The sequence below is a fragment of the Micromonospora sp. NPDC048063 genome (genome assembly GCF_043202855.1).
Lineage (GTDB): Bacteria > Actinomycetota > Actinomycetes > Mycobacteriales > Micromonosporaceae > Micromonospora.
The window spans coordinates 277,086-296,425 of sequence record NZ_JBIDBG010000006.1 but is presented as its reverse complement, the minus strand read 5'-3'; the positions used below and the strand labels follow the sequence as shown (position 1 = coordinate 296,425).

Sequence of the window (19,340 nt, the reverse complement as noted above, 5' to 3'; positions counted from 1 at the left end):
CTACCTGGGTGACGGCTATCTGGTGTCCTCCGCCCGGGTGCCGGATCGTCCTCACCGACTGGCAGCGGGAGATCGTCACCGCCCATCCCGGCGACTTCGTCCGCGGCCTGTTCCACTCCGACGGGTGTCGGACCACCAACCGGGTGACGGTGCGCGGCAAGCAGTACGTCTACCCGCGCTACATGTTCGTCAACGAGTCGGCCGACATCATGGGCCTCTGCCAGTGGGCGCTCGACCTGCTCGGGGTCGCCTGGCGGATGAACCGCCGCAACTCCCTGTCGGTCGCGCGTCGCGAGGCGGTCGCCGCCCTCGACCGCCGCGTCGGCCCGAAGTCCTGACCTGACGGTCGGAATCCCCGGCTGTTCGGCCCGATCGAAGGGGCCAGCCGCTCCGCGCGGTCGGAGAGACCCGCCGGCTCCGCGCGGTCGGCTGCTCGCCTCGCCCGCCCCGGCGGGGCTTCGGCTCGACGAGTGGAATCCATGGGTGCGACGCCGCGTCTTCGACACCCCTGGTGTTCCACCCGCGCCTCCAATGCGGCGGTCCGACGTGGCGAGGCGCCAGCCGTGCCGAGGTGCCGAGTCGTCGGGCGCGCGGACGTGCCGGCTCAGCCGAGTTCGGCGAGCGCCCCCGCCAGGTCCGCGCGCAGGTCCTCCGGGTCCTCCAGGCCGACGGAGACGCGCAGCAGCCCGCCGACCGGCTTGGCCCCCTCCTCGACGGGCCGGTGGGTCAGCGAGGCCGGGTGTTGGATGAGCGTGTCGACCCCACCGAGCGACACGGCGTGGGTGATCAGCCGGCAGCCGTCGGCGACGGCGGCCGCGGCGGGCGCGCCGCCGCGTACCTCGAAGGCGAGGAGGCTGCCGGGGCCGGTCATCTGCCGGCCGACGAGCCCGGCCGGGTCGTGCAGCGACGGGTGGTGCACCCGCGTGACGGCGGGGTGGGCGGCGAGCCAGGCGGCGAGTTTCTCCGCGCCGGCCTGCTGGGCGCGGACCCGCACCGGCAGGGTCTGCAGGCCGCGGTGCAGCAGGTACGCGCCGAGGGGGTGCAGGATCGCGCCGGTGAGCGCGCGGACCTGGCGCAGCCGGGCAGCCCAGTCGGCGTCGCAGGCGACGACTCCGGCGAGCACGTCGCCGTGTCCGCCGATGCTCTTGGTGGCGCTGTGCAGCACGAGGGCGGCGCCGTGCCGGGTGGGCTGCTGGAGCACGGGGGTGGCGACGGTGTTGTCCACGAGCAGCGGGACGTCGCCGGCGGCTCGCGCGAGGGCGGCGATGTCGACCAGGTCGAGGGTGGGGTTCGCCGGGGTCTCGGCGATCACCAGGGCGGTGTCGGGGCGGACGGCGGCGGCGACCTCGTCCGCGTGGGCCCAGGTGACGGTGGTGCCGAGCAGGCCGGTGGCGAGCACGTGGTCGGTGCCGCCGTAGAGCGGGCGGACGGCGACGAGGTGGCGCTTCCCGTCCCGGGTGGCGGCGAGCAGCGTGGCGGTGAGGGCGGCCATGCCGCTGGCGAAGGCGACGGCGTCGCTGGTGCCTTCGAGGGCGGCGAGGGCGGTCTCGAAGCGGGCGACGGTGGGGTTCCACAGGCGCTGGTAGACGGCGCTGCCGCCGGCGGGGAGCGTGCCCCCGGTGGCGAGGGTCTCGTACGCGTCGCCGCCGGCGTCGACGGACGGCAGGGGGTTGGTGGTGGAGAGGTCGATGGGCGGCACGTGGACGCCGAGGGCGGCGAGGTCGTCGCGGCCGGCGTGCACGGCTCGGGTGTCCACGGTCGTCATGCCGGAAGGATCGAACATAGAGCCAGCAGTGGACAATAGTTCCGAAGATGATTCGGCTAGATTCCTATGATTGGCGCGGCGATTCGACGGAGGATGTCTCCATGCCCCTTGCGACGAACGATGTGCGGCGGTTCGCGACCCTGGACGACACCGATCGGGCGATCCTGTCCGAGCTGGCCGCGGACGGCCGGCTGCCGAACAACGCCCTCGCCGAGCGGGTCGGGGTGGCCCCCTCGACGTGCCTGACCCGCACCCGCGCGCTGCGGGAGTGTGGCGCGATCCGCGGGTTCCACGCGGAGGTGGACCCGGCGGCGGTGGGGCTGCCGTTGCAGGCGCTGGTGTCGGTGCGGTTGACCGCGCACGAGCGGGCGGTGGTGGACGCGTTCCGGGCCCGCTCGGTGCGGCTGCCGGGGGTGGTGTCGGTGTTCCACGTGGCGGGCGCGGAGGACTACGTGCTGCACGTGCGGGCCGCCTCGGCGGACGCGCTGCGCGACTTCGTGCTGGACCACCTGGCGGTGGACCCGGCGGTGCTGCACACCCAGACGAGCCTGATCTTCGAACAGGCCCGCGGCCTGGGCTGAGCACCCGGTGCGGGGCACCGCGTGAGCTTGGTTGCCCCGGGGAACAATTCGGGGGCCGGGCGGGTTGGCCAGCCGTGTGATCAACGTACCGCTGTCTGTTCTTGACCTTGCCCCGGTCGCGGCCGGTGCCACGGCCGGCGAGGCCCTGCGGCACACCACCGAGCTGGCCCGCCGCACCGAGGCGTTGGGATACCACCGGTTCTGGGTGGCCGAGCACCACAACATGCCGGGGATCGCGAGTTCCGCTCCGGCCGTGCTGCTCGCGCACCTGGCGGCGCACACGTCGACGATCCGGCTGGGCTCGGGCGGGGTGATGCTGCCCAACCACGCGCCGCTGGTGGTGGCCGAGCAGTTCGGCACCCTCGACGCGCTGCACCCGGGCCGGATCGACCTGGGCATCGGCCGCGCCCCGGGCACCGACCAGGTGACCGCGCTGGCGCTGCGCCGGACCATGGAGGGGCTGTCGGCGGAGGGCTTCCCCCGGGAGCTGGCGGACCTGATGAACTACTTCACCGGCGAGCGGCCGGGGCCGATCACGGCCACCCCGGGTCGCGGGCAGCAGCCGGCGATCTGGCTGCTCGGCTCCAGCGGGTTCAGCGCCCAGCTGGCGGGGATGCTGGGGCTGCCGTTCTCGTTCGCGCACCACTTCAGCTCGCAGCACACGCTGCCCGCCCTGGCGCTGTACCGGCAGAGCTTCCGGCCGTCGAAGTGGCTGGCCGAGCCGTACGCGATGGTGGCGGTCAACGCGGTCTGCGCGGACACCGACGAGCGGGCGGAGTGGCTGGCGGGGCCGGGCGCGCTGTCGCTGCTGCGGCTGCGCTCGGGTCGACCGGGGCCCCTGGCCACGCCGGACGAGGCGGCGGCGTACCCGTACACCGAGATCGAGCGGGAGTTCGTGGCGCAGCGCCGGGAGGGCCAGGCGATGGGCTCGCCGGAGACCGTACGGCGGCAGCTCGGCGACCTGCTGGCGCGTACCGGCGCGGACGAGCTGATGCTGACCACGCTGGTGTACGACGTGGCCGACCGGGTGCGCTCGTACGAGCTGATCGCCGCGAAGGTGGCCGGTGGCCTGCGCCGGGACGGCTGAAACACGATCTTCACGTCGCCGTCACCGGGGAGACGCGCGGGCCGCCTAGGTTTGTCCCCGGTGGTGGTACGGCATCCCCGGTCGGGACGGGTCGGGGATGCCGCGGTGTGGGGCACCGGGCCGCGGCTGTGCGGATTCCGCGGCTGCGGCCCGGTGCCTGCCCCGTCCGCGACCGCCGTTTCCTTGCCGCCGGCCCAAATTATTGATCAACTCAGGGCGTGGCTGAGCACATGACCCCGGACGAGTTCCGACGCGCCGGGCACGCGGTGGTGGACTGGATCGCCGACTACTGGGCGACGGTGGGGCAGCGCCCGGTGACGTCGCAGGACCCGCCCGGCGCGGTGGTCGCCGGGCTGCCGGCCGGCCCGCCCGAGCACGGCGAGCCCGTGGCGGCCGTCCTCGCCGACCTGGACACGCTGATCGCCCCGCGCCTGACCCACTGGCAGCACCCCGGGTTCTTCGGCTACTTCCCGGCCAACGTCTCCGGGCCCAGCGTGCTGGGCGACCTGGTCAGCTCGGGACTGGGCGTGCAGGGCATGCTCTGGGCCACCGGGCCCGCGTGCACCGAACTGGAGACGGTGATGCTGGACTGGCTCGCCGACCTGCTGGAGCTGCCGAAGCGGTTCCGCGCCGGCTCCGGCGGCGGCGGGGTGATCCAGGATTCCGCGTCCTCGGCGACGCTGGTGGCGACCCTGGTCGCGCTGCACCGGGCCGGCGGCGGCCGGTGGCGCGAGGTCGGCGTCGACCGCCGATACCGCGCCTACACGTCCACCCAGGGCCACTCCTCGATCGAGAAGGCCGCGCGGATCGCCGGGCTGGGCGCCGACGGCGTACGACCGATCGAGGTGGACTCCGAGACGCAGGCGATGTCCCCGGCGGCGCTGCGCGCGGCGATCGAGGCGGACCGGGCCGCCGGCGTGGGACCCGCCATCGTGGTGGCCACCGTCGGGACCACGTCCACGACCGCGATCGACCCGCTGCCGGAGATCGGCGCGACCTGCGCCGAGTACGGCGTCTTCCTGCACGTCGACGCCGCGTACGCGGGGGCGGCGGCGGTCTGCCCGGAGCTGCGGTTCGGGCACGCCGGCCTGGAGTACGCCGATTCGTACTGTTTCGACCCACACAAGTGGCTGCTCACCGGCTTCGACTGCGACGCGTTCTGGGTCGCCGACACCGCCGAACTGATCGAGGCGCTGACCGTGCTGCCGGAGTACCTGCGCAACGCCGCCACCGAATCCGGCGCGGTGATCGACTACCGGGACTGGCAGGTGCCGCTGGGCCGCCGGTTCCGGGCGCTGAAGCTCTGGTTCGTGCTGCGCTGGTACGGCGCCGAGGGGCTGCGGGCGCACATCCGGTCCGGGGTGGCACTCGCCGCCCGGTTCGCCGAGCGGGTCCGCGCCGACGACCGGTTCGCGCTGGTGGGGGCACACCCGTACTCGCTGGTCTGCTTCCGGCTGCGCGCCGACGACGAGGTCAACGCGGAACTGCTGGCCCGGGTCAACGCCACGGGTCGGGTGCACCTGACGCACACCCGGGTGAACGGCCGGTACACGCTGCGCCTGGCCGTCGGCTCGCCGCAGACCACCGAGGCCCACGTCGACGAGGCGTGGTCGCTGCTCCGCGACGCCGCGACCGCCCTCCTGCCCCGCTGACCCGCCACTCCCCCGCTAGCGCGGGTCGGGCGTGCCGGCGGTCGGCACCGGGACCCGGGTTCTCGTGCCGGAGACGGACGCCGGGGCCGGGACCGGGGTCGCGGCGAGGGCCGCCGCGGCGACGGCCCGCGCCCGGCGGGTCCGCAGCAGCGCCCGGACGGCCAGCGCCAGGGCGGCGACCCAGGCGGCGGCGAGCAGCGCGTAGACCGCCGGTCGGGCGGGGCCGCCGAGGTCGGCCGAGCGCATCAGCGTGCGGGCGTTGGTCAACACGATCACGCCGCCGATCGCCGCGCCGAGCAGTTGGGCGGGGACGATCCGGACCAGCCAGGCGGCGACCGGCGCGGCGATCAGGCCACCGACGAGCAGCGCGGCCACCATGGGCAGCAGGAAGCCCTCCGCGCCGAGGCCGATGAGGAAGCCGATGCTGGCGGCGCCGGCGACCACGAACTCGGCCGTGTCCACCGAGCCGATCACCCGGCGGGGCTCCAGCCGGCCGCTGACCAGCAGGGCCGGCGTGGCGACCGGCCCCCACCCGCCGCCGCCCGTGGCGTCGACGAAGCCGGCGACCAGGCCGAGCGGGCCCAGGAAGCGCCCCCGCAGCCGACCGGCCCGCCGGTCGGTGCGCAGCGGGCGGGAGAAGCGCACCAGCAGGTACGCGCCGAGCGTGAACAGGATGCCGGCCATCCACGGGGCCGCCGACTCGGTGGAGATCGTGCTGAGGAAGGTCGCGCCGGCGAACGCGCCGACCGCGCCGGGGACGGCGATCCGGGCCACCACCCGCCAGTCGACGTTGCCGAACCGCCAGTGCGCCACCCCGGCGGCGAGCGTGGTGCCGATCTCGGCCAGGTGCACCGACGCCGACGCGGCGGCCGGGGCGACGCCCACGAGCAGCAGCAGCGTGGAGGAGGTCAGCCCGTACGCCATGCCGAGCGCGCCGTCGACGAGTTGCGCGACGAGCCCGACCAGTGCGAGGACCAGCAGCTTGCGCACGAGCGCCCCCTGACTTTTCGGCATCTCCTATCGACTTGGTCGACAATGCGGCACGCGGGGTGCCGGGGTCAAGACTCCGACCGGTCAGTGAGACGACAGTGACGCGGATCCGGCGACAGGGGCGACGGTGACGCCGGCCCGGCGACAGGGGCGACGGTGACGCCGGCCCGGCGACAGGGGCGACGGTGACGCCGGCCCGGACGGCGCGGCGACGCGTCGACCGCCGGCGCGCGAGCCCCGGCGCCGGCCGGTTCGGCCCGGATCAGGTCCAGGCGCGGGGGTCGGCGGCCAGCCCCCGGCGGCCGCCGCTCAGTCCGCCGGCGTGCACGTCGACCGGATCAGGTCCAGGCGCGGGGGTCGGCGGCCAGCTCCGTGACCCGCTCGGGCAGGGTGCCGGCGGCCACGTCGGCGACGGTGACCAGCTCCAGGATCTGGCGTTCGCTGGCCCGCAGGGCGATCCAGACCTCCTGGAGGGACCGGGCGGCGCCGTGGTAGCCGAGCTCCTCGGGCCGCTGCCCGCGTACGTGCGCGAGCGGGCCGTCGATCACCCGGATCACCTCGGCCAGCGAGATCTCCCCGCCCGGCCGCGCCAGCCAGTAGCCGCCCTCGGGGCCGCGCTGGGCGTGCACGATGCCGCCGCGGCGCAGTTGCAGCAGGATGCTCTCCAGGAACTTCGGCGGGATCTCCTGGGCGCGGGCGATCTGCTCGGCGGTCACCGGCCGACCTCGCCCGGCCCCGGCGCCGCCGGTCACCGAGGCGAGCTCGGCGACCGCACGGAGGGCGTAGTCGACCCGGGCGGAGAGGCGCATGCCGGCAAGGTTAACCCGCTGGTCGCCCCGGCCGACCGATCACCCCTCGGCCGATCGGCCGACGGCGATGTGCCGCCCCGGCTCGGCGTCACTCCCCGACGCGGCGCAGCAGCCCCTCCTGCACGGCACTGGCGATGTGTCGGCCGTCCGTGGTGAACAGGCGACCCGTGGCGAGCCCCCGCGCGCCGGAGGCGGACGGGCTCCAGCAGTCGTAGAGGAACCACTCGTCGGCGCGGAACGGCCGGTGGAACCACAGCGCGTGGTCGAGGCTGGCCCCCACCACCCCGCCGGGGCCCCAGACCTCGCCGTGCACCGACAGCACCGAGTCGAGCAGGGTCAGGTCGGAGGCGTACGTCAGCGCGCAGGCGTGCAGCAGCGGATCGTCGGGCAGCTTGCCGTCGATGCGCATCCAGACCCGCTGGTGCGGGTCGGCCGGCCGGTCGCCGGGGCGCACCCAACCGGGCTCGCCCACGTAGCGCACGTCGATCGGGCGCGGGATCTGCGCCCAGATGCCGAGCCGCTCGGGGTAGCGGGAGAGCCGGTCGGTCATCGTCGGGACCTCGTCCGGCCCCGGCACGTCGGGCGGCGTGGGCGCGTGGTGGTCCAGGCCCTCCTCGGGACGGTGGAACGACGCCGACATGAAGAAGATCGGCTTGCCGTGCTGGAGCGCCACGGAGCGGCGCACCGAGAAGGAGCGGCCGTCGCGGATGTTCTCCACCTCGTACACGATCGGCTCGCTCGGGTCGCCGGCGCGCACGAAGTAGCCGTGCAGGGAGTGCACGAAGCGCGCCGGGTCGACCGTCCGGCCGGCGGCCACCAGGGCCTGGCCGGCGACCTGGCCGCCGTACACCCGCTGGGGGCCGACCGGCGGGCTCATCCCCCGGAAGGTCATCTCGCCGGTGTGCTCCAGGTCGAGCACCTCGAGGAGCTGGTCGACCGCGGCCTGGCCGACCGCGACCTCCGCGGCACTCACTGAAGTGCTCGCGCGGACGCCGCGTCGACCAACGACCCGAGCTGGTGTACGCGCAGCGTGTTGGTCGAGCCGGGGGTGCCGGGCGGGCTGCCGGCGACGATCACCACGTGGTCGCCGGGGTTGGCCCGGTTGAGCCCGAGCAGCGCCTGGTCGACCTGGCGGAACATGTCGTCGGTGTGCTCGACGAACGGCATCAGGAAGGTCTCCACTCCCCAGGAGAGGGCGAGCTGGTTGCGCACCTCGGGCACCGGGGTGAACGCGAGCAGCGGCAGGTCGCAGTGCAGCCGGGACAGCCGCCGCACGGTGTCGCCGGTCTGCGAGAACGCCACCAGGGCCTTCGCGCCGATGGCCCGGGCGATCGAGGACGCCCCGACGGTGAGCGCGCCGCCGTGCGTACGCGGGTCGTGCTGGAGGCGCGGCACCCCGATCGAGCCGGACTCGGTGGTGGTGACGATCTTCGCCATGGTGCTGACGGTGAGCACCGGGTACTTGCCGACGCTGGTCTCGCCGGAGAGCATCACCGCGTCCGCCCCGTCGAGCACGGCGTTGGCCACGTCGGAGGCCTCGGCGCGGGTCGGGCGCGAATTCTCGATCATCGAGTCGAGCATCTGGGTGGCCACGATGACCGGCTTGGCGTTCTCCCGGCAGAGCTGCACGGCGCGCTTCTGCACCAGCGGGACCTGGTCGAGCGGCAGCTCCACACCGAGGTCGCCGCGGGCGACCATGACCCCGTCGAAGGCCAGCACGATCTGCTCCAGGCAGTCGACCGCCTCGGGCTTCTCCACCTTGGCCAGCACCGGCCGGTGCACCCCGACCTCGGTCATGATGCCGTGCACCAGCTTGATGTCGTCGGCGGAGCGGACGAAGGAGAGCGCGATCAGGTCGACGCCGAGGCCGAGGGCGAAGCGCAGGTCCTCGGCGTCCTTCTCGGACATCGCCGGGACGCTGACCGCCACGTTGGGCAGCGAGACGCCCTTGTTGTTGGAGACCGGGCCGCCCTCGGTGACCAGGCAGCGGATATCGTTGCCGGTGACGTCGGTGACCTCGACGGCGACCCGGCCGTCGTCGATCAGCAGCCGGTCGCCGGGCTTGACCTCCTGCGGAAGCTTCCGGTAGGTGCAGGAGACCCGGTCCTTCGTGCCGAGGACGTCGTCGCCGGTGATCACGACCGAGTCGCCGGTGCGCCACTCGTGCGGGCCGTCGGCGAACCGGCCGAGCCGGATCTTCGGACCCTGCAGGTCGGCGAGCACGGCCACCGGGCGTCCGGCCGCCTCCGCGGCCTCGCGGACCAGCCGGTACACCGCCTCGTGGTCGGAGTGGCTGCCGTGGCTGAAGTTGAGTCTCGCCACGTTCATACCGGCCTCGACGAGCCCCCGGATCCGCTCCGGGGACGAGGTGGCAGGACCAAGAGTGCAGACGATCTTCGCGCGGCGTGTCACGCCCATCAGGCTAGTCTCTCCTCCGGGTCGGACTGCGGGCCGACCCCTCGCGGGCTGCGGAAAATTGTCCAACGACGCGCGTCACGCGCGCAGCCGGCGGGCGGAACCCACGCCGGAACGTTGAGACGGCGGGCAACGGCGACCGCGCGCCGGAATCGTACGCCCCCGGCGCCACCGGGCACCGGGGTGCTCCCGGCCGGCGCGCCCGCCGTCGATGGCCGGTCCACGCCGTGCCGCGCCCGCCGTCGATGGCCGGCCCACGCCGTGCCGCGCCCTGGCCGCACACCCGCGGCGCGGACGTCCGCCCGGCCCTACCCGCGCACACTCGCCCCGCCCGACCCGCGGGCGGCCTGGCCCGCACGCCCGACCCCGCTCCCCGGCCGATCCGACGGGTTCTGCTGATGGCGCCGGAGGGGTGCCGGCGCAATGGTGGCGATGCCGTTCCACGGTCGCAGGTGCCCGACCGGGTCGCTCGCGCGTCGGGGGGCGGACCGCCGCGGGAGGCCGGCGGTGCACGCCGGGACGGCGGCCCGCGCCGCGCGCCACGGTGCGCCGGGCGTCCGGCGGAACCGCTCAGGTCTGCGTCTTGACCAGTGGGAACTCCAGCGAGCCCGCCGGGCAGAGAAAGGTCATCACGTCCACCCGGTAGAGCCCGGCCTGCACCGCCGGGTCGGCCTCCATCACGCTGCGCACGTCGTCCACGGAACCGGTCCGGGCCAGACCGAAGCCGATCGGCGGGTCCGGCTCGCGGGCCTGGCCGTCCACCGAGCCGGCGACCAGGATGATCCCCCGCCGCTGGAGGGCCTGCATGTGCGCGAGGTGCTCGGCCTGCAACCGCTGCACCGTCTCCGCCGGCAGCGCCCGTCCGGCCGCGCCGGGATACAGCACGATGCACTCGTACGTGTCGAGCGCGAAGTCGACCTGCGGCACTCCCGTCATGGGCGCTCCCTCCCGCGTCGCGCCGCGCGGCGACCCGTGGTCGACGCCGACCGGCACGGGCCCAGCGTCGCACGCGCGGGCGGCCCGCACGGGCGCTCCGGTCAACTCCGCCCACGCCCCGGCCCGGTTGCCGCCCCGCTGCGCCCTTTCCCCCCACACGGCCCCCGTCCACGCCAGGGCCACGGCACGGCGCCGCGTGCGCCGCCGCAGGCCCACCTCGACCACCTGCCGGCCCCGGTGCACGTACGGCCCTGAGCGCCGGTGTCGCCGGTCGCGCACCTGGAGGAGATCGTCGCCGCGGCCGAGGTGCGGCTCACCGACGACGAGTACGAGGCCCTCGCCAGGGCGGCCTGACGCGGGGCGGGCGGCGCGCCATCCGCCCCGGCTGGTCCGCTACAGGGCGAGGCAGTCCGGGCGGATCGGGGTGTCGCGCAGCGCCTGCCGGACCACGGTGTACGTGGTGCCGTCCAGCACGAGCCCGAGGTGCCCGACGATCCGCAGCGGGCACGCCGCCTGGATCAGCACGTTGGTCGCGCCGTCGGCGAGCGAGGCGTTGTCGACCGGCCAGACCAGCTCGTCCTGCCACGTCCGGACCGTGGTCCAGCGGACCGCGCCGGGAGTGTCGTCGCCGCCGTTGAGGTCGGCGAGGAAGTCGGAGCCGATCGACATCTGCTGACAGGCGACGACTCCGGCGCAGCTGCCGAGGCCGACGACCCGCAGGATGTTCGCGACGTACGTGCCCTGCTGGGGGCTGCCGAGGCTGACGTAGCGGCCGACGGCCGACGCGCCGCCGAGGAACTTCACGTACCAGCGGGAGACCAGCCCGCCCTCGGAGTGGCCGACGACGTCCACCTGGGACGCACCGGTGACGGACCGGACCTGCTCGACGTACGCGGCGAAGGCGCGGGCGGAGTCGCGGATGTCGCCGAAGCCGAGGCCGGGCAACTGGTAAACGAAGACCCGGAAGCCGTCGGCGCGCAGCCGGGCGGCGATCGGCTCGTACGCGATGGATAGGCCGATCAGGCCGCCGACGACGATGACCGGGTTGGCAGTGGCGGTGGCAGCCGGGGCTCCCGTGGCGGGGCGATCGCGGGCGGCCGTCGCGGCGGTGGCCGGGACGAGCAGCACGGCGGCGGTGGCGGCGACGGCGGCGAGGATCTTTCGGAGCAGCATGGCTGCACCTCCGGCGGGAGGTACCCGGAAACCCGGGACGGCGGGCGGGGGGGCCGATCGATCGTGGGACGATGATGAAGGTCGTGATTCGCGGTCGTCAATAAGACCGTTACGGGCCGGTAACCCTTGTCGCGCCGGGAGCGCAAACCGGCAATTCGCGTGGTTCTTCGAGCGCCGGCGACGCGGTGGCCCGCCGTCCACGAGGGACGGTGCACACGCGGGCCCGGCGCCGGTGGCATGCTGGGGCCCGTGCGCCAGACACCGACCGACGAGAAGCCGCTGCGGGTGATGCCCTGGTGGCTCGTGCTCGTCGGGCTGCTGGCCGCCGCGCTGCTGGGCTGGCTGGTCCTGGACTGGCTGCTCAACGAGGCCGACCGGGCCGCCCAGCCGGACACCCGCGCCACGTTGCGCATCGACGCCATCCGCACCGGGCTGACCGTGGTGGCCGGCACCGGCGGCGGGTTGGCGCTGCTCCTCGCCGCCCGCCGGCAATGGATCAGCGAGCGCGCCCAGCGGCACCAGGAGGCCGTCGCCGCGCAGGAGCAGGCGCACCGGGACCGGACGCAGACGCACGCGGAGTCGGTCGCCGAGGCCGGGCAGCGGCACCAGGACCGGCAGGCCGAGGCAGCCGAACACGACGCCGCCGAGCGCCGGCTGACCGAGCTCTACACCCGTGCGGTCGAACTACTCGGCGACGACAAGGCGGCGGTACGCCTGGGCGGCCTGCACGCCCTGGAACGGCTCGGGCAGGACAATCCCGCACAGCGGCCGACGATCGTGGCGGTGCTCTGCGCGTACCTGCGGATGCCGGCGGCCGACGACGACGCGGGCGAGGCGGAGGTGCGCCGCACCGCGCAGCGGGTGTTGACCCGGCACCTGCGCGCCGACGACGACGCCTTCTGGCCCGGCGTCACGCTGGACCTGACCGGCGCCCGCCTCGACGGCTTCGACGCCGCCGGCTGCACCCTGGTCGACGCGGACCTCACCGGCGCGGTCTGCGCCGGCACCACCAGCCTCGCCGGCGCGACCGTACGCGGCCGGCTGTCCCTCGGCGCCACCTTCGCCGACCTACGCTGCGACGACCTGCGCGGCGACGCCGAGATCGTCCTGGACGACGCCCGGATCGACGGCCGCCTCAGCTTCGACCGCGCCGACCTCGGCGGCGGCCTGTCGTGCCGGCACGCCACCGTCACGCGGGCGTACCTCCGGGGCACCACGGTCGGACGGACGGCGAGCTTCGACGGGACCCGCTTCACCAGAAGCGCGACGTTCCGCGAGGCGGTCTTCCTCCGCGGGCTCTCGATGGACCACGCCGCGTTCGGCGGCTACGCCGGATTCCGGCACGCCCGCTTCGCCGACCTGGCCCTGTTCCGCTGGACCGAGTTCGGCGGCCAGACCTGGTTCGAGCGGGCCCGCTTCGACGGCGCCGCGAACTTCGGCCGGGCCCGCTTCCACGATTCGGCGACCTTCGACGGCGCGACGTTCGCCCGGCCTCCCCTGGTCGACCAGGCGCGGGCGGCGACGGCCGGCCCGCACGTCTGGCCCGAGGGCACGACCGTCGCACGGCTCGACGACGACTGGCTGCTGCTCACCGACCCCTGATCCGCACCGCTCGCCTTTATGATCATCCGCGTGACGACCGCCCTCGTGCTCATCGACCTGATGCCCCGGATCATCGCGCTGGAGTTGGCCCCGCACCGTGGCGAGGATGTCCTCGACCGCTGCCGCCGGCTCGCCGCCGTGTTCCGTGCCCAGGGCCGGCCGGTGGTCCAGGTCCGGGTCGAGCGGCCCGGGGTGACCGAGCAACCGCCGGGCAGCGACTTCGCCGAGGGGCTGGTCGAGCCGGGGGACGTCGTGGTCGTCAAGCGCACCGTCGGCGCGTTCCACGGCACCGACCTGCACGAGCAGCTGCGCCGGCGCGGGGTCGACACCGTGGTGCTGGCCGGGCTGGTGACCACGATGGGCGTCGAGTCGACGGCCCGCGCGGCCAGCGACCACGGCTACGAGTTGGAGTTCGTGGCCGACGCGATGTCCGGCTTCGCCGCCGACGAGCACGAGTTCACCGTCGAGCGGATCTTCCCGCGCTTCGGCGCCGTCCGACGCGCCGACGACTACCGCTGAGGCGGCTACGCTGCTCTGATGGCGGAGACCATTGAGGACAGTCCGGTCGGCTGGGTGGCCAGCCACGTGGAGCGTTACCTGGCCACCGACGGCGCCGACGGCGGCAGGTTCCACGGATACGACGCCCTGCTGATCACCACCCGGGGGCGCCGGACGGGCAAGCTGCGACGGACGGCGCTCATCTACGGCCGGGACGGCGACCGGTACCTGCTGGTGGCGTCGAACGGCGGTGCGGCGCGACACCCGGCCTGGTACCTCAACCTCTGCGCCGACCCCGAGGTGCAGGTGCAGGTCGGGGCCGAACGGTTCCGGGGCCGGGCGCGGACCGCCACCGCCGAGGAGCGGCCCCGGTTGTGGCAGGTGATGACCGGCGTCTTCCCGACCTACGCCCGCTACCAGCAGGGGACCGACCGGGAGATTCCCGTCGTCGTGGTCGAGCCGGTGCCTTCCGACGTCGCGCCGTAACGGAACCACCGGTGGAACACCACGGCCGTCTCCGGGCGCCGGTGACGTCCACCGTGTTCCACCGGTCCCGAGGGCCGGGCGCGCTGGCGACGGCCGGGCGCCTGGCGGCGGAGCGACGGCCGGTCAGCGGAGGAGGCGGAACAGCAGCAGATAGGCGACGTAGGCGACCGGCACGGCGACGAAGCAGATCAGGAAGCCCAGGTGCACGTAGCGGGGCGGGGTGCCGACGACCAGGGCCGGCCGCCCCCAGCGCCCGAGCACCAGGTAGCCGGCGAAGAACGACAGCGCGGGCAGGCCGGCGCAGATCCAGGCGCCCAGGGTGAACCCGTCGACCAGGCCGACGCCGGAGGCGAGCACCATCACCACCATCAGCACCGCCGCCACGGCCGCGCAGCCGGCGTAGACGGCGAGCGCCCGGGCCACCGGCGACCAGGCCGGCAGCAGCGCGGGGCGTTGCGCGAGCAACTCGGCCTGCTGCCCGTGCCGGTCGGACTCGTCGGCGTAGCGCCGGGCCAGCTCCAGCTCGGTGGTCGGGTCGGCCTCCGCCGGGCGCGGGCCCGGCACCCCACCCGCCGCCGGGGCCGCCCCCGGCGGCAGCGCGAGCTTCGTCTCCCCCACCCCGACCTGGGGATACGCCCCGACCACCGGCCGCCCCGGGGCGCCGGCTGCGCCGGCGGGCTCCCCCGCCTCCGGTCCGGCGCCGCCGGCCGGTGCGCCACCCGACGCCCCGTCGCCGGCCGGCGCGGTGAGAGGGCCCGCGGGTGCGGTGGCGGCCGGGGTGGAAGCGGGGCCGGTGGGCACGCCGGAGGCCGGGATGCCGATGGCCTGGCCGAGCTGGTCGAGGCGCTGCCCCTGGGCGGTCAGCCGGTGCTGGAGGTAGTCCGCGGCGGCGTGCAGGTTGCGTCGGCGCTCGGCCTCGGCGGCGGCGCCGCGCTCACCGGCCCGGCGCCGCTCGGCGAGCTGGCGGGCCAGCGCCGCGTACTCGGAGTAGTCGGACACCGCCTCAGTCCTCCCCGTCCGGGCCGTGCCCGTCGCGGGCGAACGGCACGATGAGCCGGGTGCGCTGGTCGTGCCGGTCGACCAGCAGCGCCCGGTCGGGCCGGGGCGCGTACGCGAGGTCGTGCACCCCGAGGTGCAGCCCGAGCTCGGTGCCGGGCACGTTCAGCGCCACCAGGCAGGCGACGTCGTCGCGGTTGTGCGCGCCGCCGAGGTCGTCGGCGAGCCGACGCAGCCCGCGCCACCAGCCGAGCAGGTGCACGCCCCGCGCGGGGCCCTGGCGCAGCAGCGCCCCCAGGTCGTCGTGGCCGGAGCGGAACGTCTCCGGGTCGGTGGCGGCGAGCGCGGCGCTGGCGGCGTCCATCCCGAACACGACGAGGTAGGTGCGGCCGGTGTCCGGCGCGGCACTGCCCTCCGGCCGGGCCGGGGTGGTCGGGCCGGACGCCGCGGTGGGGGCCGACAGCCCGGCGGCGAGGGTGGCGACGTGCCGGCGCAGGCCGGCGGTGTCGAGGCGGTCGACGGCGTGACCGGCGGCGACCAGGGTGGCGGTGGTGTCGTCGGCGGCGGGCTCGGCGGCGGCGACCAGCGGGGCGAGGAGGAACCGGGCGTCGCCCGGGGCGTGCTGGCGGGCGAGGCTCAGGGTGGCCGCCCGCAGCACCTCCGCGCCGGTGGCCGAGGTGCCCACCACGGCCAGGTGCCGGCCCGGGGTGGCGTCCATCATGAACAGCGCGGAGGTGCCGTCCACGTCGACCGTCCGCCCGACCAGGGCGAGCGGGCGACGCCCACCCGGGCGGAGCCCGGCGAAGGTGGGGTCGTCCTCGACGCGCGCGGTCTCGTAGCCCCTGAACACCGACGGGGGGCGCGCGCCCGCCGGCCGCGCCTGCCACAGCTCGTGCCGCAGTGCGGCCAGCTCGGCCGCGGCGGCGTGGGCGTCGGGGAAGCGGACGACGGTGTCGGCGCCGACCGCCCCGGCGGCGGTGTTGAGCACGGCCGAACCGACGGGCAGGGTGTGGGCGGCCTCGTTCAGCGGGTCGAGCACCCCGCCGCCGCCGGGCAGCGCCACCCGGAGCGCGAACTGACCGAAGATCGCCTCGGCCCGCCCGTAGAGCGCCTCGACGCCGGTCATGCTCTGGCTCGCCAGGACCAGGTGCACGCCGTACGAGCGGCCCTTGCGGGCCAACTCCTCCAGCAGGTCGACCGATTCGCGGGCCAGCGCGTCGTTGCCGGCGAGCAGCACGTGGAACTCGTCGACCACCGCCACGATCCGGGGCACCGGCGTGTCACGGGGCAGGTCGGCGAGCTTGGTGACGCCGTGCCGCTTGAGCGCGGCGGCCCGCCGCGACAGCTCGCGGCGCAGCTCCCGCAGGACGGCGACGCCGTATTCCCGGTCGGACTCGATGCCGACGGCCCGGGCGTGCGGCAGCCAGGACGGGTCGCGGGGGGTGGGGACGAACTCGGTGAAGCTCACCCCCTCCTTGAAGTCGAGCAGGTAGAGCTGTAGCTCGGCGGGCGAGTAGCGGGCGGCGAGCCCGTAGAGGACGTCGAGCAGGAAGACGGTCTTGCCGGCGCCGGTGCGCCCACCGACGAGCCAGTGCGGGGTGGCGTCGTCGAAGGCGACGGTGACCCGGTCCCGGCCGGCGCGGCCGACCACGGTGCGCAGCCCGTTGCCCGCAGACTCGGCCCACCGCCGCTCGGGCAGCAGCTCGGCGAAGCCCACCGCGTCGCCGCGCCGGGCGGCGGCGCCGAGATGGGCGGCGAGGGCCGCCACCGACGCGGCCGGCGGGTCGCCGTCGAGCAGCACGGGGGCCGCCAGGCCGGTGCCGTCGACGCTGAACGGGGCGCCGGGCGGGTCGCCGACGTGGGCGTACCGCTCGGTCAGCCGGACCGTGGTGGTGGCGCCGAGCTGCGGCGGCGGGTCGGCGGACGCGGCGGACGGCTGGCCGGCGACCAGGACACAGACGGCGGCGGCCGGCCCGGCGTGGGTGAGCGCGGCGAGCCGGGCCGCCTCGCGGGGCGGCGGCGTCGACGCGGCGACGACCAGCAGCAACTCCTGGTCGGGGCGGTCGGCGTGCCGGGCGGCGCGGGCGTGCCGTTCCGCGGCGTCGAGCAGGGCGGCCACCTCGGCCTCGCCGGTGGCGGGCGGGTCGAGCACGCCAGCGTCGACCAGCGGGCGCAGCGGCCCGAAGGTGGCGCCCAGCGCGGCGGTGTCGATCCCGGCGACCCGGACCCCGCCGGGCGGCGCCGTGGCGAGCAGCCGCAGCACGAGCGCCCGCAGCAGGCCGGCCACCCGGGGGTCGCGGGCGTCCGCGTCGACCGCGAGGTGGTGGCCGCCGCCCAGCGGCACGAGGACGGGGAAGGCGCCGTCGGGAGTGGACGCCTCACCGACGCGCACCGGGACGGGCGCGACGGCGACCGGGGTGGCCCCGGGGGTCGGGGTGGCGAGCGCGCCGCCGAGTTCGGCGAGCCGGGCGACGAGCGCGCCCGCGCCGTTCGGGACGGCCGGGGCGGCGTGGCCGGCGAGCGCCCGACGGGCGGTGTCGAGGTGGGACCGGGCCGCGCGGTGCGCCGCGACCGCCTGCCCGTACGCCGACGCGAGCCTGCCCACCCTCTGCTCCCGTCGCCGTCGCCCCGCCTGGTCCTCAAGGACCCTAACGGACACGGGCGACACCCGGACAGTGGCGAGGCGGGCGCGTCGGCCTTCCTTGCACCGTGGACAGGTGGGGCAGTGGGTCAGCCGGAGCGGGGGCATTCGGCCGGCTGGTCGAGCGGGCGTGCCGTGCCGGTCAGGTGGGAGCGGCGGCGGCCACGGCGCGGTGCGCAGGCTGCGCATTCGTGCGCCTCCCGGCCCGCCCGGGGTCGACCGGTGGCCGGCCGGGGCAGCACGGGGCGGCCGGCCGGCACGTCGCTTCCCGCCGGTCGGACGATCCGGGCGACGGCCCGGACGGGCCGGACGGACCGCACCGCGCTCGACGCCGGCCGGACGACGCGGGCCGCCGTCGAGGCGACCCGACGCACCGGACGCCGTACCGCCGGCACGGCCAGCGCCAGGGCGACCCGCCGGCGCAGCGGGCGCCCACGCAGTCGGTCGAGCCCGATCCCCGCCACCACGGTGGCGATCGCCGTCACCGTCCCGGCCAGCACGAGGGTCTGCCGGGGGCCCGCGTGCTCGGAGAGCCAGCCGAGCAGCGGCGCGCCGACCGCGGCGGAGACGGAGCCGGTGACCGCCAGCGCGGCCAGCACCCGGCCCCGCATCGCGTAGTCGGTGTCGAGCTGGGCCCGGGCGCCGACGGTGGTGTCGATGACCACGGCCGCGGCGGCGACCGGCAGGATCACCGCCGCGAAGCTCAGGGTGCCCGGGGCCAGGCCGGCGACGATCTGCAGCACGCTGGCCAGCAGGCCGGCAGCGAGCAGGATCCCGTAGCCCAGCTCACGCCGCCGGGCCGCGACGAGGGCGCCGAGCACCGTGCCGATCGCGAAGACGGTGGAGAGGAACCCGTAGCCGGAGGCACCGCCGCCCAGTGGTCCGTCGCTCATGGCCGCCATGGTCACCTGGTAGTTGCGGCCGAGGCTGCCGAGCACGAACGACAGGGCGAGCGCGACGAGCACCACCGGCTGGCGCAGCAGATAGCGGAAGCCGGCGACGATGCCGCCGTCCGCCTGCTCCGCGTCGGCCGGCGCCGGCTCCCCCGCGTGCAGCTCCCGCTCGCGTACGGCGAACAGGGCCACCACCACCGCGACGAAGCTGGCGGCGTTGACCGCGAAGAGCAGCGCGGGGCCGACGGCGGCGACCAGGACGGCGCCGGCGCTCATACCGAGGATGCGGCCGGCCGAGTTGGTCAGCGAGCCGAGCGCCAGGGCGTTGCCGAGGCTCTCCCGGTCCACCAGGGTCGAGCACCAGCGGCCCATCACCGGACCCTCGATGGCCGAGACCGCGCCGGTCACCAGCGAGATCGCGTAGATCGCCGGGAGGCCGCCCACGCCGGTGACGGCGACCAGCGCCAGCCCGGCCGCCAGGGCCGCGTGGAGCGCCTGGGCGATGATCAGCAGCGGCTTCGCGCGCAGCCGGTCGGCCAGCGCCCCGCCCCAGACGCTGAGCAGCAGGGTGGGAAGGGCCTGGAGCAGGACGGTGAAGCCCATCGACGTCGCCGAGCCGGTCTCGGCGAGCACGTACCAGTTCACGCCCAGGACCTGCATCCAGGTCCCGACGACGGACACGAACCCGGCGGCGGCCCAGATCCGGTAGTTCCGGTGGCGCAGCGCGGCGAACACGACTGATTCCCCCGTGGGACGGCGACATGACGGTGCCGAACCCGGGTGCGGTGCGCGGCAGCCGCCAAGTCTGGCGGCAAT

General features: G+C 75.7%; 17 protein-coding genes. 7 read left to right on the top strand and 10 right to left on the bottom strand.

Annotated elements, in window-relative coordinates:
• Positions 1 to 8: 8 nt before the first annotated feature.
• The gene (locus ACGFZ2_RS18090; protein WP_393269030.1) at positions 9 to 338 is read left to right on the top strand and encodes a hypothetical protein; all 330 of its coding nucleotides are present in this window, start codon (positions 9 to 11) and stop codon (positions 336 to 338) included.
• 266 nt (positions 339 to 604) lie between these two features.
• On the opposite strand, the gene ACGFZ2_RS18085 is transcribed toward ACGFZ2_RS18090, so the two are convergent.
• Complete coding sequence (locus ACGFZ2_RS18085; protein WP_393269033.1) at positions 605 to 1,783, bottom strand: trans-sulfuration enzyme family protein; 1,179 nt, start codon at positions 1,781 to 1,783, stop codon at positions 605 to 607.
• A gap of 83 nt (positions 1,784 to 1,866) precedes the next feature.
• On the opposite strand from ACGFZ2_RS18085, the gene ACGFZ2_RS18080 reads away from it, so the two are divergent.
• From ACGFZ2_RS18080 to ACGFZ2_RS18070, 3 genes are all read left to right on the top strand, one after another.
• Entirely contained in the window at positions 1,867 to 2,346 is a 480-nt protein-coding gene (locus tag ACGFZ2_RS18080) for an Lrp/AsnC family transcriptional regulator (protein ID WP_350682462.1), read from the top strand.
• A gap of 76 nt (positions 2,347 to 2,422) precedes the next feature.
• Complete coding sequence (locus ACGFZ2_RS18075; protein WP_393454819.1) at positions 2,423 to 3,433, top strand: LLM class flavin-dependent oxidoreductase; 1,011 nt, start codon at positions 2,423 to 2,425, stop codon at positions 3,431 to 3,433.
• Positions 3,434 to 3,651: 218 nt separating this feature from the next.
• Positions 3,652 to 5,085, top strand: coding sequence for a pyridoxal-dependent decarboxylase (locus tag ACGFZ2_RS18070; RefSeq protein ID WP_393454816.1), 1,434 nt, complete (start codon positions 3,652 to 3,654; stop codon positions 5,083 to 5,085).
• Positions 5,086 to 5,100: 15 nt separating this feature from the next.
• On the opposite strand, the gene ACGFZ2_RS18065 is transcribed toward ACGFZ2_RS18070, so the two are convergent.
• The 6 genes from ACGFZ2_RS18065 to ACGFZ2_RS18040 all read right to left on the bottom strand — a co-directional run bounded on the left by ACGFZ2_RS18065 (position 5,101) and on the right by ACGFZ2_RS18040 (position 11,408).
• Complete coding sequence (locus tag ACGFZ2_RS18065) at positions 5,101 to 6,075, bottom strand: sulfite exporter TauE/SafE family protein (RefSeq protein WP_393454981.1); 975 nt, start codon at positions 6,073 to 6,075, stop codon at positions 5,101 to 5,103.
• A gap of 338 nt (positions 6,076 to 6,413) precedes the next feature.
• Entirely contained in the window at positions 6,414 to 6,884 is a 471-nt protein-coding gene (locus ACGFZ2_RS18060) for an Rrf2 family transcriptional regulator (RefSeq protein WP_350709253.1), read from the bottom strand.
• Positions 6,885 to 6,972: 88 nt separating this feature from the next.
• Complete coding sequence (locus ACGFZ2_RS18055; RefSeq protein WP_350682454.1) at positions 6,973 to 7,857, bottom strand: acyl-CoA thioesterase II; 885 nt, start codon at positions 7,855 to 7,857, stop codon at positions 6,973 to 6,975.
• The gene (gene pyk / locus ACGFZ2_RS18050; RefSeq protein WP_357701687.1) at positions 7,854 to 9,302 is read right to left on the bottom strand and encodes a pyruvate kinase; all 1,449 of its coding nucleotides are present in this window, start codon (positions 9,300 to 9,302) and stop codon (positions 7,854 to 7,856) included. Before pyk ends, ACGFZ2_RS18055 begins: the two co-directional genes overlap by 4 nt.
• A 567-nt stretch (positions 9,303 to 9,869) precedes the next feature.
• Complete coding sequence (locus tag ACGFZ2_RS18045) at positions 9,870 to 10,235, bottom strand: YciI family protein (RefSeq protein ID WP_357701685.1); 366 nt, start codon at positions 10,233 to 10,235, stop codon at positions 9,870 to 9,872.
• Between the two features lie 393 nt (positions 10,236 to 10,628).
• Positions 10,629 to 11,408 (bottom strand): lipase family alpha/beta hydrolase, encoded by a 780-nt coding sequence (locus tag ACGFZ2_RS18040; protein ID WP_393454813.1) that lies wholly within the window; start codon positions 11,406 to 11,408, stop codon positions 10,629 to 10,631.
• A 249-nt stretch (positions 11,409 to 11,657) separates the two neighbouring features.
• Here ACGFZ2_RS18040 and ACGFZ2_RS18035 point away from each other — a divergent pair, with 249 nt between their 5' ends.
• The 3 genes from ACGFZ2_RS18035 to ACGFZ2_RS18025 are packed head-to-tail and all read left to right on the top strand — an operon-like array spanning position 11,658 to position 13,994.
• Positions 11,658 to 13,010 carry a pentapeptide repeat-containing protein gene (locus tag ACGFZ2_RS18035; protein ID WP_393262640.1) on the top strand — a complete coding sequence of 451 codons (1,353 nt, stop codon included), beginning with the start codon at positions 11,658 to 11,660 and terminating at the stop codon, positions 13,008 to 13,010.
• Between the two features lie 30 nt (positions 13,011 to 13,040).
• Entirely contained in the window at positions 13,041 to 13,529 is a 489-nt protein-coding gene (locus tag ACGFZ2_RS18030) for an isochorismatase family protein (RefSeq protein ID WP_393262643.1), read from the top strand.
• Positions 13,530 to 13,547: 18 nt separating this feature from the next.
• On the top strand, positions 13,548 to 13,994 hold the full coding sequence (locus ACGFZ2_RS18025; RefSeq protein WP_393262646.1) for a nitroreductase family deazaflavin-dependent oxidoreductase: 447 nt from the start codon (positions 13,548 to 13,550) through the stop codon (positions 13,992 to 13,994).
• 123 nt (positions 13,995 to 14,117) lie between these two features.
• Here the strand turns inward: ACGFZ2_RS18025 and ACGFZ2_RS18020 are convergent, their stop codons facing one another.
• From ACGFZ2_RS18020 to ACGFZ2_RS18010, 3 genes are all read right to left on the bottom strand, one after another.
• Positions 14,118 to 14,993, bottom strand: a complete 876-nt coding sequence (locus tag ACGFZ2_RS18020; protein ID WP_393454810.1) for a hypothetical protein — start codon at positions 14,991 to 14,993, stop codon at positions 14,118 to 14,120.
• A gap of 4 nt (positions 14,994 to 14,997) precedes the next feature.
• Positions 14,998 to 17,595 (bottom strand): FtsK/SpoIIIE domain-containing protein, encoded by a 2,598-nt coding sequence (locus ACGFZ2_RS18015; protein WP_393454807.1) that lies wholly within the window; start codon positions 17,593 to 17,595, stop codon positions 14,998 to 15,000.
• A gap of 125 nt (positions 17,596 to 17,720) precedes the next feature.
• Positions 17,721 to 19,259 (bottom strand): MFS transporter, encoded by a 1,539-nt coding sequence (locus tag ACGFZ2_RS18010; RefSeq protein WP_393262652.1) that lies wholly within the window; start codon positions 19,257 to 19,259, stop codon positions 17,721 to 17,723.
• Between the last annotated feature and the right edge of the window lie 81 nt (positions 19,260 to 19,340).